Raw genomic sequence first — 16096 nt, forward strand, 5'->3', positions numbered from 1 at the left:
GGGTGCTGCGTCGATCCGGTTGTCGTGTGCTGCACGGTCGTACGCAGGTGCCGGTGGTCTGTTGCCAAATTTTCGTTGCACATTTCATATTCGAGGGGAAGTAGATGAAGACGAACGAACGCGCCAACTCCCTGCCATGTCGTCGACGTGGCCCACTGGCGGTGGCGGTTGCCATCGCACTTTGTTCCAGCGCGGCGGGGGCCGCCTGGGCGCAGGATGCTGCCACGACGCCACAGCCGGAACAGAAGGCCGCTGCCACCGATGCGAAGGACCTCGACACGGTGATCGTGACCGGTTCGCGCATTCGCCGTGAGCCGGGCTTCGAAGGTCCGGCGCCGGTGACGGCAATCAGTGCGGAAAAGATCCAGGTCTCCGGCTATACCCAGATTGCCGATCTGGTGAACCAGCTGCCGAACTTCGCCGTGACCCAGAGCAGCCAGACCGCCAACCAGACCGGCGACGTCGGCGTCAGTGCGCTGGACCTGCGCGGCATGGGCGTGCAGCGCACACTGACGCTGGTGGATGGCCGTCGCCAGGTTGCCTCCATCCCCGGCACCGCCGGTGTCGACGTCAGCGCATTGCCGGCGAGCATGATCGAGCGCGTGGATGTAGTCACCGGTGGCGCATCGGCGTTGTACGGTGCCGATGCCGTCAACGGCGTGGTCAACTTCGTGCTCAAGCGTGACTACGAAGGACTTGAAGCCAGCGTTCGCTACGGTGATTCCTCGCGTGGCGATATGCCGACCTATACCGGTGATGTGCTGTTCGGCAAGAACTTCGCCGACAACCGTGGCAACTTCACCTTGTATGGCTTCTGGGAAGAGAACTCCGGCACCGTGCGTGGCCAGGATCGGCCATGGACCGCCAACGGCTATCCGTACTACGCGCGCGCCAAGAGCACTGATCCGTATGTGATCCTGGACAACAGCCGCAACGTCTACAACTCGCCCAATGCAACCGTCTTGCTGGGCAACTGCAGCGCGACCAATGCTGCCAACTGCCTGTATACCTTCAATCCGGATGGCTCGCTGCGCCATTCACAGCTCGGGCCCGGTGGGCTTACCAACCTGAGCTCGGGCTTCAACGTGCTGCAGCAAGGCACTACCGATGGCGGCGAATTTGGTGGCCGCTATGACTCCTGGTACCTGGTGACACCATCGGATCGCCAGACGGTGCGTTCGACGCTGGATTTCGACGTCAACGATGCACTGCGGCTGGTGGGCACGGTCAACTATTCGCAGAGTCAGTCCGAGGCGTCCTGGCGCTCGCTCAGTACCTACGGTTCGGGTGGCAGCGAAGTGGTGCCGTACTACAGCCCCTTCATCACCCAGGAAATGATCACCGCCAACGGTGCTGCGTTTACCAATGGCATTGCCTTTGGCCGCCATTTCGATGAAGAGCTGGGGCATATGCGCCAGCAGACCGACCGCAAGTTGCTGCAGGCAACCGTGGGCGCGCAAGGCTATTTCGACTTCCTTGGCCGCAGTTGGAACTACGAGGCTTACTACTCTTATGGCCGCAGCCGCCAGCGCACCCGTGAGCTCAACGCAGGCTCCTACGATCGGTTGCTGTCGGGCCTGAACTCCTATGTGGATGGGGCGGGCAACCCGATCTGCTGGGATGGACCGGCAGGTTGCGTGGCGATCAATCCGTTCAAGCGGCTGACCTCGGAGATGGTCGATTGGTTGACCTACGACACCGACTGGTCCACGACCACGCTGACCCAGAAAGTTGCTTCGGCCTATGCGTCTGGCGGTCTGTTCGACCTGCCCGGTGGTGAGGCCAAGGTCGTAGTGGGTGCGGAGTACCGCAAGGAACGCAATGAGATCGGCACCATCGCCCAGTACGATCCGACCAATCCGGCTTATGACGCCAGCCTGGGCACCACCCAGAACGGCTTGACCGGCGAGTTCAGCGTCAAGGAGATCTTCAGCGAGCTCAGCCTGCCGTTGTTGTCGGGCATGACCGGCGCCGAACGCTTGTCGCTGGAGCTGGCCGGACGCGTCTCGGACTACAGCACCGCCGGCCGCACCACGACGACGAAGGTCGGGCTGGAATGGGCGCCGATCGAAGACATCACCGTGCGTGGCACCTACGGCAAGGCGATCCGAGCGCCCAACATCGGTGAGCTGTACACGGCCGGCAGCGTGTCGTCGGCTTGGATCTACGATCCCTGCAACGACTATGCGCTGGCCAACCGCACCAGTACCACCAGCTACACGGCGGGCAATTGCGCGGCGATCAGTCCCAGCGATACCAGTGTTGGCAACTATTGGCAGTGGAAGGACATCGTCTACTCGGGCAACGTCAACCTGAAGCCGGAAACCGCCAAGACCACTACCTTTGGCGTGGTGCTACGGCCGCGTTTCGTATCCAACCTGACGGTGTCCGCCGATTACTACAAGATCGACCTGCGCGGGGTGATCTCCACCCTGGACTACCAGACCATCCTCAACCGCTGCGTCGACCAGGCCAGCCTGGACAATGCGTTCTGCGATCTGGTTACCCGCGACTCGGCTGGCGATATCGTCGAAGTGGCGGTGCAGCAGTTGAACCTGTCGCAGAGCATCGCCCGTGGCGTGGATATCAATGCCAACTGGTTCCATGACCTGGGCGGTGTAGCCAACTCCAATGCGGGCCGCATTTTGGTGGATCTCAGCTATGGCCGTACGCTGGAACGCAAGTTCGTCGCCGATCCGCTGAATCCGAATGACGCATGGGATTACCTGACGCTGTGGGGCACGCCGAAGTGGAAGGGTACGGTTCGTACCGGTTGGTCCAATCCCAGGCTCAGCGTCTACTGGACACTGCGGCACGTGTCGAAGATGCGTGGCAGCAATACGTCCACCGCAAGCTACGAGCGTGAGTGGGCAGGCAATACCTTCTACAGCGATTTCTACGCCAGCTATCAGTTCACGCCGAAGTTCAGTGTGTTCGGTGGCATGAACAATGTGTTTGATCGCGCGCCGCCACGGGTGCCGGGTGCAGAGGCAGGCGGTGCCGGTTTCAATCAGACCGGCTATCAGGCAGCGGTATACGACGTGCTGGGCCGCACCTTCAACATCGGCGTGCGCATGAAGCTGTAAGGCCGCCCGTTGGTTGAAAACAGAACAGGGCCGACGGGATGAGCGTCGGCCCTGCTTGTTTTCACGCTGACGGAAACCGCAGCAGCGCTGCGGCTTCGCCGGCTCAGTTGGCCTTGCTGTTGTAACGCAGGGTCAGCTGGTACTCGCGGCCCGGCTGGTTGTACCAGGCAACGGTTTCGTACTCGCGGTCGAACACGTTGGCGGCCTTGGCCTGCACGCTCCATGCGTCGTTGATGGCGTATTCAACGCGCACATCCATGGTGCCGTAGCCGGCCAGGCGAACGGTGTTGGCAGCGTTGTCGAAGCGATGGCCACTGCCGGCAGCGGTCACGCCCAGACGCAGCGGACCGAAGCTCTTGTCCACGTCCAGACGACCGCTGGTGCGCGCGCGGCGGGCCAGCAGGTTGTCATAGGTGGCAGCGCCGGAGGTGTGGTCGCGCGGGTCGGTGAAGCTGGCCTGGGCGTTGATGTCGAAACCGGCCAGCGACAGGTAGCCGGTCAGCTCGGCACCGCGGATGCGGGCTTCGGCAACATTGACCAGGTCGAAGTTGCTGTCATAGCCGATCAGCTGGTCGACGCGGGTTTCGTAGGCATTGAAGGTCCAGTTCCAGTTGTCGGCGTACTGCGCGATGCCGAGGTTCAGGCTCTTGGATTCTTCCGGCTTCAGGTTCGGGTTGCTGAAGCCCGGGTAATACAGGTCGTTGAAGGTCGGTGCCTTGAAGCCGGTGCCGGCGCTGGCGGTCAGGCGGAAGCCGTTACCGAAGGCAAAGCCGTAGCCCAGGCTGCCCGTGGTGTGGTTGCCGAACTGCTCGTTGTCGTCGTTGCGCACGCTGGCCTGCAGCGAGTGCGCGCCGAACTGGCCCTGGTACTCGGCAAACACGCCGAGGTTGTCGCGCTGGTCGATGTCGAAGGCGGTGGAGCTGGTGACCTTGTCGTTCTGCCAATCGGCACCGGCGGTGATCTGCTGGCCTTCGGCGATGGTGAAGTCACCCTGCACGCTGGCGGTATCGCGGCGGGTATCGAAGGCGCTGGCGAAGCTGCGGGTGCCGGTGCTGGCATCCGCAAAGTAGTTGTCGGCCTGGTCGCGGTTGCGGCCAACCTGTGCGCTCAGGCGGAAGCTGTCCGATGCAGCCCAGGCGAGCTTTGCACCGTAGACCTGCTGGCGGTTGTCGGCTTCGTTGCCGCCGAAAATGCTGCCGTCGTATTCGTTGAAGCTGTCGGCGTTGAGTACATGGCCTTCCAGGCTCAGCGTGTCGGTCAGGGCATAGCCACCGCGCACGTTGATGGAGGTGTTGCGGTAGCCATCGCGATCCGGCTCATCGGCGTAGCAGCCGGCGCCCCAGCCAGCGGCGGTGCCGCGGCAGGCGTTGATGCCGTCGGTCTTCTGGTAACCGCCCTGGGCCGAGATCCAGCCGCGCTCACCGCGGTTGCTGAAGCCGGCGCTGACCTGGCGCAGGTTGTTGCTGCCGGCGGTGATCGCCAGGTTCTGCTGCAGGCCCTGGCCGGCGTTGCGGGTGAAGATCTGGATCACGCCGCCGATGGCCTCGGAGCCGTACAGGCTCGAACGCGGGCCGCGCACGATTTCAATGCGTTCGATCTGGTCAACCGGCAGGTCCTGCAGGGCGGCCATGCCGCTGGTGGCCGAGGCCACGCGCACGCCGTCCACCAGCACCAGCACCTGGTTGGAGTTGCTGCCACGCAGGAACAGCGAGGTGATCTTGCCGTTGCCGCCCTGGTTGGCGAAGTCCAGGCCGGCGCGGCCGCGCAGCAGGTCCTGCAGCGAGTTGGCCTGGCTGTGGTCGATCTGTGCACGGTCGATGACCTGCACCGGCACCACGCTGTTCTCGATGGAGACCGGGGTACGGGTTGCGGTGACGGTGACGTCGTCCAGCTCGGTCGGTGCGTTCTGCGCGGCGGCAACGCCCGGCAATGCCAGGGCAAGGGCGAGCGAAAGGGTGTGGTAAGACAGTTTCATGGAAGCTCCTGGGCCTGCACGCTCCCGTGCAGGCGGATTGGGGAGGCTGCCAGAAGAGGGAGAAGACGGAGGCGGCGCACACGGCGCTACAGCCGCCGCCATGCCCTCCGCATCGCAACCAGTCGGCTTCCGGGCCGGTCTCCGGACTCGCAGGCGAGGCGGCGTGTGCCGCTTCCGTCCAGACGCCTTCCCGTGCCGTGCACAGTGGCGCCATGTCTGGACTTGTCCTGCTTACCGTTGCGGGGGCAGTGCCGGAATGGCGACAGGCTGGAGTTCCAGCAGTGCGCGGCACCGGCTTCCCGTTTCAACCGGCCGGCAATGCCGGTCGGTCACCCGAAAGTGCGCGCATTCTATGCCATTGCGGCCCACCTTGCCGGAATGGGCGGCAACGGCCGGCATGGCGCAGTGTCTGCAACCGCAGCTCAACGTAGCCCGGGTAAGCGTCAGCGCACCCGGGGAGCTCATGGCGCCGCAGGCTTGCAGCGGTGCTGCAAACTCGTTCCCGGGTGCGCTGCGCTTACCCGGGCTACGTGTTGCGTGAGTTCGATTTGATTGCGGGCTGGCGAAACACGCCCTGCGCAGCACTGTTGCTGAATGGCTAGAATGCGCGCTGCAAACGCAGTATCGGAAGTGTCGTGACAGAAACATGGTACGGGCAGGCCTGCGGCCAGCCTTCGCAGGAATACCGACAGCGCGCCCTGCTGCGCCAGCGCCAGTTGACCAAGCCAGAAGGCGCCCTCGGTCGTCTGGAGACATTGGCCGTTGAACTGGCTGCGCTGCAAGGCGTGGACCAGCCGGTGGCGCAGCGCGTGCCGGTGGTGGTGTTCGCTGGCGATCACGGCGTGACCACGCAGGGCGTGTCGGCTTACCCGGCCGAAGTGACGGTGCAGATGCTGCACAACTTTGCCGGCGGCGGTGCTGCCATTGCGGTGCTGGCGCGCGAACTGGGCTTGCCGCTGCACGTGTGGGATGTGGGCAGCCGCGCCACCACTGCGATTGCCGGCGTGGTCAGTGCCAAGACCCTGCATGGCACTGCTGATTTCAGTACGGGCCCGGCGATGTCAGCCGCCGATCTGGAGGCTGCATTCGATGCGGGTCGCCGCGCGGTGGAGGCTGCTTGTGCCGACGGTGCCGATCTACTGGTGTTCGGTGAGATGGGCATCGGCAATACCACCGCAGCCAGTGCCATCGCTGCCGTGCTTGGGCCGTTGCCGCTGGAGGAGTTGGTAGGTGCTGGCACCGGGCTGGATGCGGTGCGCATGGTGCAGAAGAAGAACCTGATCGCACGTGCGCTGGGTCTGCACGGCGAAGCGATCAATGCAGCGGAGTCCCCTGCTTGCGAGGCACTGCAGCGCGTGGGTGGATTGGAAATCGCAGCGATCAGCGCGGCGGTGATTGCCGCTGCGCAACGGCGCATCCCTGTGTTGGTGGATGGCTTCATCGTCTCTGCTGCGGCATTGGCAGCAGTACGCATCAATCCCAGCCTGCGGCCATGGCTGCTGTTCTCGCATCAGTCTGCCGAACGTGGTCACATCCGCTTGCTGGAGGCACTGCAGGCGCAGCCGCTGCTGTCACTGGACCTGCGCCTTGGCGAAGGCTCCGGTGCCGCGCTCGCGTTGCCGCTGGTGCGCATGGCCTGCGCCCTGCACAACAGCATGGCGACGTTCGCCGAGGCAGCTGTTGCCGATCGTGGTGTCGGACGATGATTCTCGACCTGCTACGACACGCCTCTACTGGACGTGCCGGCCATCTCGATGGTCGTACTGATCCGCCCTTGATCGAAGGCGCGATGGATGCGCTGTACCGCTGCCATGCCGGCATCGGCTGGAGCCGGGTGATCAGTTCGCCGCGCCGGCGCGCGCTGGACACCGCGCATGCGCTGGTGGCCGGCAGCAATCAGTTCTGCGAGATCCACCCGGATTGGGCCGAGCTCGACTTCGGCGATTGGGACGGATTGCATTTCGATGAACTGCCGGCCGAGCAATTGGCCGGGTTCTATAGCGAGCCGCACGATGTGGTGCCGCCCAACGGCGAATCCTGGCAGCAGTTCCAGGCACGCGTTGAAGAGCAGCTGCATCGCTTGGTGGACGAAGACGATGGCGACGGTCAACCGGTGCTGGTGGTCAGCCATGCCGGCGTGTTGCGGTTGGTGGTATCGCGCGTCTGCGGCATGAGCCTGTCGTCGCTGTGGGCGATGCGCATCGATTACGGCACCCGCGTGCGCCTGCGCGTGGAGCGCGGCGAAGACGGCCAGTTGTGGGGCGAACTGCTGGAGTTGCGACAACCATGATTGGACGCCGCCTGATCCTTGCCATCCAGTTCCTGACCCGGCTGCCGACACCGCAGGTGCGCGACTTCCGCCAGGAAGACCTGAGCAGGTCGGCGGTGTACTACCCCTTGGTCGGCGCCATCATCGGCGCATTGCTGGCGTTGCCCTTGTATGGCTTGGCGGACCGACCGTGGTTGGCCGGTGTGCTGACCTTGTTGATGTGGGTGTGGGTGACCGGCGCTCTGCACCTGGATGGCCTGGGCGATGTCGCCGATGCCTTCGGCGCCGCACATCGCAACCCGCAGCGTTTTCTGGAAGTGCTCAAAGATCCGCATATGGGCGTGTTCGGTGTGGTCACGCTGATCATGCAGCTGCTGCTCAAGTTCGTGCTGTTGACCGAGCTTGCGGTGGGGCCGTTGTGGTTCGGCATCGTGCTGGTGCCGGCGTGGGCGCGCTGGGGCACCTTGTGGTGGAGCCAGCGCATACCTTCGCTGCATGGTGATGGTATGGGTGAGCGCTTTTCCTGGCAGCTGCGGCCATCGGCGATGTGGGTGTGGGCGGTGTTGCTTGCCGCGATCAGCGTGGTGTTTGCTTGGCCGTTGTTGCTGGCGCTGCTGCTGGTGCCGCTGGTGGCCGTGTGGTGGACGCGCAAGCTCGGCGGCATCTCCGGCGATGGCCTGGGGGCCAGCGTCGAGGTTGTGGAGACCTTGCTGTTGTTGGCGCTGGTGGTCCTCGCACCGCTGCCCGCAGACATTGTGGGAGCGGCGTAAGCCGCGAAGCCACCGCTGCATCCGGAATCACGCAGTGCGCGATCTGAAGAATGGCCAGCTTCACGGCTAACGCCGTTCCCACAAAAGCCTCTGGTGAGGCTCAGTCCTCGAAGCGGATCTCGCGGGCTTCTTCTTCATCAGCTTCGGCCTGCATATGCGTTTCATGCACCGGCCCGGCCTGTTGGCCTGCACGCGTGGTGGGCAGCGCGCCAGCGGCGACTTCATATTCGGCGACCAGCTGCTGGCGACGCGCCTCGGGTATTTCCTGCCAATGGCAGCCGACCAAGGCGCCCTCCAGTGAATACAGCAGGTTGAGGCTGGGCTTGAAGCCGGCGCGGCGCACTTTCATGAACGCTGCAACTGGGCCAATCGCACTCAAATCCTGCTCGCTGCGCAAACCAACCTGACGCAGCCAGGCTGCACTCTTGGGGCCGATATTGCGCAGCTTGGGCGCGCTCACTGCAGCGCCTCGACAAATACCTGCGCGATGGCTTCCAGCCCCAGTTGATCATCCGCGTCGAAGCGGGCGATCACCGGGCTGTCGATATCGAATACGCCGACCAACGCGCCGTTGTGAACCAAGGGCACCACCAGCTCCGAGCGCGAGGCCGAGTCACAGGCGATATGGCCGGGGAAGGCATCCACGTCCTCGATGCGCTGGGTCTGGCGGCTGCTGGCCGCGGCGCCGCACACGCCCTTGGACAGGGGAATGCGCACGCAGGCCGGCAAGCCCTGGAACGGGCCGACTACCAGCTCCTTGCCGTCATAGAAGTAGAACCCCACCCAGTTGAGCTGCGGCAGCGCGTGGTAGACCAGCGCCGACAGATTGGCAGCGTTGGCAATACGGTCGGCTTCGCCATGGACCAGAGCGCGGGCCTGGGCCAGCAGCTGGGCGTATTGTTCCGGCTTGCTGCCGGTGAGGGTGTCGGTGTTGAACATCGTAAGAGTCTAGCCGCTGCGTGGTCGTCGAGTTTGCCAGCCGCTGCCGCCGAGCGCAGCCCTTGGCAATGGAATGCTGGATCGCAGGCAAAAAAAAGACCCGGTAGCGGGAGGGGAGCTACCGGGTCCGGGATTGCGCGGGGGAGGGACCGCGCAAATGCTGTGTGGGGTTCAGCGGGTCTTGCGGCTGCCCTTGCCGGCAGCGTCGACGAAGGGCTGGCGGACCAATTCACCCAAAGCCTCGCCGGTCTTCAGGCTCAGTCCGAGCACTTCCTGGTTGGCATTGGCCAGACGCTCGAGGTTGTCGCGTGCCACCTGCAGGCCTTTGGGCAGCAATGCCTGCAGATCGGCCTGCACGCCAGCCTGCGCCAGTTCGCCGAGGAAGCCAGTGGCGGCCGTGGTATTGCGCTCGAAGGTGCGCAGCTGCACGCCGAATACGCTTTCAGCATTTTCCAAGGCGAGCCGGTTGGCACGGTTGGCGGCAGCAGCGAACTGCTGGGTGTAACTGCTGAAGTCGTTGAACTGAGCGGACATCGAGGTGATCCGGCGGGTCTTGTTGCGTTGCAGCATAACGCGGAATTGGCGCAGTGCAACATTAAATTATGAATTGTTCAGAACCCGCCTCTGTAGTGCCGAGCCATGCTCGGCTGGGGCGTTACCGGTTAAGCCCCAGCCGAGCATGGCTAGCCACTACCCCGCGCTCGTTTGCCGCAGACGAGCGCCCCCTCCCTTTGCCGCAGGCAAGGGGAGGGCTGGGGAGGGGTTGGCTGCGGGGCTTCATGCATGGCCAGCTTCGCGGCTTACGCCGCTCCTACAAAGGCCGCGGTGTGGTCGGGAACGTGCTGTAGCACCGAGCCATGCTCGGCTGGGGCGTTCCCGGTAAGGCCTCTGCCGAGCATGGCTCGGCACTACGCGGTCGCTATCAGGCGCCCTTGTAGCTGCAGCCCGAGGTGCAGGTTTCGTGTACGACTACTTCGCTGAGCAACGGCAGTGCAGGTTTCAGCTTCTCCCAGATCCACATCGCGAGGCGTTCGCTGGTGGGGTTCTCCAGGCCGGGGATGTCGTTCAGATAGTTGTGGTCGAGCTGGTCGTACAGCGGCTGGAAAGCAGCCTTCAACTCGCTGAAATCCATGATCCAGCCAGTCTCCGGACCGGGTTCGCCGCTGACCAGCAGTTCCACGCGGAACGAGTGGCCGTGCAGGCGCGAGCACTTGTGGCCGACCGGGACGTTGGGCAGCCGGTGGGCCGCTTCGAGGGTGAAAACCTTGAAAATATCCATGGGCGTAATTGTAGGGTGCCGCCGCCGCTGCGCGTATGCGCCAGTGATGCCAGTCATATTTTCATATCCATCCTGATGAAGCGATGTAACGGATGGTTATTTGCGAATGCAACAAAGTGATTGGCCGGACATTTGGCTGTCATGAGGTACTGGCGGCGTTGTCATTCACCTCCTCCGGATTCCATGCCTATTCGTTCCGTGCTCGCCTTCGCGGTGGCTGCTGCCATCGCTGCTCCTTCCCTTGCCTTGGCTGAAACCGCTGCAGATGGCAGCAAGACCCTGGATGCGGTACGGGTCACCGGCTCCAACATCAAGCGCACCGATACCGAGACCGCCAACCCGGTGCAGGTGATCGAGCGCCAGCAACTGGAACAGACCGGCAAGGCCAGCGTGGCTGACCTGCTGCGTTCGATCTCTGCCAATACCGGCAACGCCAGCAATGAAACCAGCAACAGCGGTTGGGCCTCGGGCTCGGCCGGCATCGGCCTACGCGGCCTGTCGCAGAAGAACACGCTGGTGCTGCTCAATGGTCGCCGCCTGGCCAACTACGGCTTCCCGTCCGGCGGCCTGTCGGACACCTTCGTCGACCTCAACGCGTTGCCGCTGGTGGCGGTGGAGCGCATCGAAGTGCTGAAGGACGGCGCCTCGGCGGTGTACGGCTCTGACGCAGTGGCGGGCGTGGTCAACATCATTACCCGGCAGAATTTCGAAGGTGCGGAAGTCGGTGTCAGTGGCGGCACTTCCGAAGCCGGTGGGCTGGATCAGCAGAACCTCAAGTTCGTCGGTGGCATCGGCGATCTGGACCGCGATGGCTACAACATCCTGGTGTCGCTGGAAGGCTATAACCGCGACCGCCTCGACCAGGACCAGCGTGACCTGACCCGCTCGGGCATCTATACCGACCAGGCCGGTGGCCGCTGGAACGGTTGGTCGGCCAAGGGCGCGCGCTACCTGATCGGCGGCAAGTCGGTACCGATGCTGGACGCGGCGGGCAACTGCCCGGAAGGCACGGTGTTGACCGCCAGTGCACCGATCGACGGCCTGGCCGGTGACACCTGCGCCTTCAACCAGGCGCCGTACACCACGTTGATTCCGTCGACCAAGCGCTGGCAGGCGTATGTCAACGGCACGCTGCGCATCAACGATTCGGTGGAAGCTTTCGCCGATGTGATCTACAGCGACATCAAGGGTGTGTCGTGGTTCGGTTCCAGTCCTTTCTTCACCCTGGAAAGCGGCCGCTTCGCGCTCAACGCCGACACCGGCCTAGCCGAGCCGGTGCGTTCAACCCTGCCCGCAGGCAATCCGTACAACCCGTACGGCGTGGACGTGCCGATCGAATACACCTTCTTCAACCTTGGCGGCACCATCAAGACCAACCGCTCGCGTTCCTATCGTGGCGTGCTCGGCCTGCGCGGGCAGACCGAGAACTGGGACTGGGAAGTGGGTGCGTTCCAGGCCGCCAGCAAGCAGCGCGAAACCGTCTCCGGCGGCTTTGCCAATCGCTGGGCGCTGTACGACGCACTGGCCAGTGGCAGCTACAACCTGCTTGATCCGTCAGCGACTGATCCGGCCGTACTCGCTGGGATTGGCCTGAGCACATTGCGCCCGGCCGAGTCGGTGCTCAAGGGTATCGACGCCAAGGTCTCCGGCACCCTGGGTGAAACCTGGGCGGGACAGATTGGCTTTGCCGCCGGCGCCGAATGGCGGCAGGAGAAGCTTGATTCCGACAATCCCTGGCAGATCGATGCAGGCCTGCAGGTGCGTCCGGCAATTGCCGAAGTACACGGCCAGCGCCAGGTCAGCGCCGCCTACGCAGAAGTGAGCGTGCCGCTGCACAGCACACTGGAACTGCAGGCAGCCGCGCGTGCCGATCATTACAGTGATTTCGGCAATGCGTTCTCGCCCAAGCTCGGCCTGCGCTGGCAGCCGCTGGATTGGTTGCTGGTGCGCGCTGCTGCATCGCGCGGTTTCCGTGCGCCATCGCTGTCCGAGAACTCGGCATCGACCAGCATCGCCTATGGCTCGGTGGTCGATCCGCATGATCCGGATGTTGCGGGCTCGCGGCAGAACCCGACCTTCTTCACCGTCGGCAACACCAACCTGGATCCGGAGCGCACGCGCAGCTTCAACGCTGGCTTCGTGCTCTCCCCGTGGCAGAACACCAACCTCAGTGTCGATTACTACCGCATCAAGCTGGATAACCTGATCGGCAGCGGCAACACCACCACGCTCGTGGCGGAGAACGATCCGGCCAATGTGCTGCGTGATTCGCGCGGCAAGCTGCTGGCGGTCTACAACCGTTACCAGAACCTGAGCGAGCTGGAGACGTCGGGCATTGACATCGAACTGCGTCAGCGCTGGCAGACGGCAGCTGCAGGTGACTTCGGCCTGTCCTCGGCGCTGACCTATGTCATCGATTACAAGCGACCGCAGGTGATCGGCGGCCCGTTGGTGGATTACGCCGGTTCCAACCTCGGCCCGTCGCTACCGGATACCAAGGCCACCACCACGCTGGATTGGGCCTTGGGTGATTGGCGCACGGCGCTGACCTGGTATTACACCAGCAGCTATGACCAGCAAGGCAGTGCCGCGGCCAAGGCCGTGCAGAAGCAGGTGGCCAGCTACAGTCAGTTCGATCTGTACCTGGGCTACACCGGCATCGACAAGCTGACCGTGTACGCAAAGGTGCAGAACATCGGTGACCGCCAGCCGCCGTACGACGCCACCTTCCCGGGTGTGCGCGCACCGTACGACTTCAGCCAGTACGACCTGCGTGGGCGCTATTACACGCTTGGCTTTGATTACCGCTTCTGACTGAAAGTCCCTCTCCCGTTGGGAGAGGGGTTGGGGTGAGGGCAGCTTTGCGGCGCTGGAACATTATCGGGAAGGCCTCTGCCGAGCATGGCTCGGCACTACAGGTGCTGCTGCCCGCAGTTATCCGCAACAACGTTCATGCAATCGGGGAGTGCTACATCCATGTCGTTCCGCTTTTCAAGTCTGCTGCCAGCGCTGCTGCTGGCAACGCTTATCGGCCTCTCGCGGGCCCATGCCCAGAACAGCTACTACTTCCCCACCGCGCAGCAGTTCGATGCGAAGGTGCCATCGCCACAGCAGTTCCTCGGCTATGAGATCGGCAGCCATTACACCCGCCATGATCAGCTGGTGGCCTACTTCAAGGAACTGGCGCGGGTTTCGGACAAGGTCAAGGTCGAGGTCATCGGCCAGAGTTACGAGCAGCGTCCGCTGCTGCTGGTCACCATCACTTCGCCACGAAACCACGCGCGCAGCGCCGAGATTGCCGCACAACGGCAGGCGCTGATCGATCCCTCGCAACCTCTGCCTGGCGCCGATGCACCGGCAGTGGCCTGGTTGGGTTACAGCGTGCACGGCAACGAAACCTCCAGCGGCGAAGCCGCGATGCTCACTGCCTACTACCTGGCCGCCAATCAGGATGCGGAAACCGCGCGCTGGCTGGACCAGGCAGTGGTGGTGATCGATCCGGCGCAGAACCCGGATGGGCGCGACCGTGCCGCCAACTGGCACAACGCCTGGGGTTCGCGCCCAGCGTCGGCGGATCCGGCCGACAAGGAGCACGTTGAGCCATTCCCCAGCGGTCGCGTCAATCACTACTTCACTGATCTCAACCGTGATTGGCTTGCATTGGCACAGACCGATAGCTGGCCGAAGGTCGCCCAGTTCCACCGTTGGTATCCGAATATCCAGATCGACTTCCATGAAATGGGCAAGGACAGCACGTATTACTTCGAGCCGTCGCCGAAGAGCATGGAAAGCCCGCTGCTGCCGAAGTCGTCGTACGAGGCGAACAAGTGGCTGGCACGCTTCCATGCCAAGGCCCTGGATGACCTGGGTTCGCTGTACTACACCGGCGAGAACTTCGACAACTTCTCGCCGATCTATGGCTCAACCTATCCGGATTTCCATGGTACGGTCGGCGTGACGGTGGAGCAGGCCAGTTCACGAGGCTTGGTGCAGGAATCGGTGAATGGTCCTTTGCATTTCAACTTCACCGTCCGCAACCAGGTGGCTACCGGCCTGGCCAGCGTGCGTGGCGTGGTGGAAGACCGTGACCGTCTGTTTGCGCTGCAGAAGGAGTTCTTCCGCAGCGCCTTGAAGCAGGCGGCGGCCTATCCGGTGCACGACTGGGTGTTTGGCGATGCCGCCGATGCCACGTTGACCCGCAAGCTGCTGGCGGTATTGTTGCAGCATCGCATCGAGGTGCATGCGCTGGCGCGGGATGTGGAAGTGGACGGCAAGCGCTTCCTCGCGGGCTCGGCGTACGTGGTGCCGGCACGGCAGCCGCAGTTCCGCCTCGCCCATTCGATCTTCGAATTCACCCCGCCGGTGAAGGGCGATGTGTTCTATAGCGGCACTTCGTATGCCGTCGCGCCTGCTTATGGTCTTCGCTATGCGGGTAGTCGTGGTGCCTTGCCGAGCGGCGCAGCGGTGGATGCAGTGCCGACGGCACTGGGCGGTATCAGCGGTGGCCGTGCGGGTTTTGCCTATGTGGCCGATGCGCGTGATTTCGGCAGTTTCCGTCTGCTGGGTGGCCTGCTGCGTGACAACGTGCGGGTGCGCACCGCGCACCAGCCGTTCACTGCGGCTACGGCGAATGGCGATGTGGCGTTTGGTCATGGCGCGGTGGTGATCCCGGTTGCGGGGCAGAGCCTGGATGCGGGTGCCCTGCAGGCCAACGTGCAGGCGCGTGCGCAGGAAGCCGGTCTCACGGTTCATGCATTGGCCAGTGGCCGCGCTGTCAGCGGTATCGATCTGGGCAGCGACAATGTGCGGGTGGTGCGCACGCCGAACATCGCCTTGGTGATGGGCGAGGGCGTGTCCGCCACCGAGATTGGCTCAACCTGGTTCTCGCTGGATACCTCGCTGGGCCTGCCGTCCAGCAAGCTTGATCCTTCGCAGCTGGCCAGTGTTGATCTGGCGCGCTACACCTCGATCGTTCTGTCTGGCGGCACCTACACCAACGTCAGCGATGCCGGCGTGGCTGCGCTCAAGCGTTGGATTGCCGCCGGCGGCTCGCTGGTGGTGTATGGCAGCGGCGCGCGCTGGGCCATCGACAAGGGGCTGGCCGAAGCCAAGCTGCGCGAAGGCGACAAGAAGGATGAGGCTGAGCGGTTGGATTTCGGCACGGTGCGTGATGTGTTCGCGCTGGGCCGGGTCAGCGGCAACATCCTGAGCGCCGATATCGACCCTACCCATCCACTCGGTTTCGGCGTGCAGCAGCGGCGCATCTGGGTCAACAAGGAAGGCGGGCTGGTGTTCGAACCGGTGAAGAATGCTTTCCTCAATGTGGTGAACATCGACCGCGCGCCGGTGGTGAATGGTTATCTGTCCGAAGCCAATCGTGCGCGCGTTTCGGGTTCGAGCTATCTGCAGGTGGTGCCGACGGGGAGTGGCAACGTTGTGTTGTTTGCCGACGATCCGGCGCACCGCAAGTATTGGCATGGCACCGAGCGTTTGCTGCTCAATGCCTTGTTGCAGGCGAACCATCTGAACACGCCGCGCCAGCGCGGGGAGTGAGACTTTAGCCCTGCAGTGCTCATAGCCCCTCTCCCGCTTGCGGGAGAGGGGTTGCGGTGAGGGGGCGGTGCGCAGCACCGTGCTGTTTTGCTTTTCTCGGCCAAGCAGCGGTTATCGCAGAAGCCCAAAGCCGCCCTCATCCGCCCCTGCGGGGCACCTTCTCCCGTAAACGGGAGAAGGGATTTTTCCAAAGCCAAAGCCAAAGCCAAAGCCAAAGCCAATGCC

The 16096-nt window shown here is 63.6% G+C and carries 11 protein-coding genes and 1 riboswitch; of the genes, 6 read left to right on the forward strand and 5 right to left on the reverse strand.

The genetic code is table 11. From position 1 onward, the window contains the following. The first annotated feature begins 104 nt into the window (after positions 1-104). Entirely contained in the window at positions 105-3086 is a 2982-nt protein-coding gene (locus ACVOLQ_RS05140) for a TonB-dependent receptor domain-containing protein (RefSeq protein ID WP_481527318.1), read from the forward strand. A 103-nt stretch (positions 3087-3189) separates the two neighbouring features. Here the strand turns inward: ACVOLQ_RS05140 and btuB are convergent, their stop codons facing one another. Beyond that, positions 3190-5061, reverse strand: coding sequence for a TonB-dependent vitamin B12 receptor (btuB, locus tag ACVOLQ_RS05145; protein WP_481527319.1), 1872 nt, complete (start codon positions 5059-5061; stop codon positions 3190-3192). 115 nt (positions 5062-5176) lie between these two features. Continuing rightward, positions 5177-5413: riboswitch (cobalamin riboswitch) on the reverse strand. Between the two features lie 283 nt (positions 5414-5696). Here btuB and cobT point away from each other — a divergent pair. Genes cobT through cobS form a run of 3 tightly spaced genes read left to right on the forward strand, consistent with a single transcriptional unit; the run spans position 5697 to position 8100 of the window. Next, positions 5697-6767, forward strand: coding sequence for a nicotinate-nucleotide--dimethylbenzimidazole phosphoribosyltransferase (gene cobT / locus ACVOLQ_RS05150; protein ID WP_481527320.1), 1071 nt, complete (start codon positions 5697-5699; stop codon positions 6765-6767). Then, positions 6764-7351, forward strand: coding sequence for a histidine phosphatase family protein (locus ACVOLQ_RS05155; protein ID WP_481527321.1), 588 nt, complete (start codon positions 6764-6766; stop codon positions 7349-7351). The genes cobT and ACVOLQ_RS05155 overlap by 4 nt, the downstream gene beginning before the upstream one ends. Then, positions 7348-8100 (forward strand): adenosylcobinamide-GDP ribazoletransferase, encoded by a 753-nt coding sequence (gene cobS, locus ACVOLQ_RS05160; protein WP_481527322.1) that lies wholly within the window; start codon positions 7348-7350, stop codon positions 8098-8100. The genes ACVOLQ_RS05155 and cobS overlap by 4 nt, the downstream gene beginning before the upstream one ends. A 100-nt stretch (positions 8101-8200) precedes the next feature. Here cobS and ACVOLQ_RS05165 read toward each other — a convergent pair whose 3' ends face one another. The 4 genes from ACVOLQ_RS05165 to queD all read right to left on the reverse strand — a co-directional run bounded on the left by ACVOLQ_RS05165 (position 8201) and on the right by queD (position 10318). Beyond that, a complete protein-coding gene (locus ACVOLQ_RS05165) occupies positions 8201-8560 on the reverse strand; it encodes a TfoX/Sxy family protein (protein WP_313494126.1) in 360 nt (119 codons plus the stop codon). Then, positions 8557-9039 (reverse strand): GAF domain-containing protein, encoded by a 483-nt coding sequence (locus ACVOLQ_RS05170; protein WP_481527323.1) that lies wholly within the window; start codon positions 9037-9039, stop codon positions 8557-8559. The genes ACVOLQ_RS05165 and ACVOLQ_RS05170 overlap by 4 nt, the downstream gene beginning before the upstream one ends. A gap of 171 nt (positions 9040-9210) precedes the next feature. Beyond that, the gene (locus ACVOLQ_RS05175) at positions 9211-9573 is read right to left on the reverse strand and encodes a phasin family protein (RefSeq protein WP_481527324.1); all 363 of its coding nucleotides are present in this window, start codon (positions 9571-9573) and stop codon (positions 9211-9213) included. Between the two features lie 388 nt (positions 9574-9961). Next, the gene (queD, locus tag ACVOLQ_RS05180; protein WP_481527325.1) at positions 9962-10318 is read right to left on the reverse strand and encodes a 6-carboxytetrahydropterin synthase QueD; all 357 of its coding nucleotides are present in this window, start codon (positions 10316-10318) and stop codon (positions 9962-9964) included. 183 nt (positions 10319-10501) lie between these two features. On the opposite strand from queD, the gene ACVOLQ_RS05185 reads away from it, so the two are divergent. Then, positions 10502-13132: a TonB-dependent receptor gene (locus ACVOLQ_RS05185; RefSeq protein WP_481527326.1), complete on the forward strand. Its 2631-nt coding sequence runs from the start codon at positions 10502-10504 to the stop codon at positions 13130-13132. Positions 13133-13294: 162 nt separating this feature from the next. Beyond that, complete coding sequence (locus ACVOLQ_RS05190; RefSeq protein WP_481527327.1) at positions 13295-15871, forward strand: M14 family zinc carboxypeptidase; 2577 nt, start codon at positions 13295-13297, stop codon at positions 15869-15871. Positions 15872-16096: the final 225 nt, after the last annotated feature.

The organism is Stenotrophomonas sp. STEN031 (assembly GCF_056759975.1).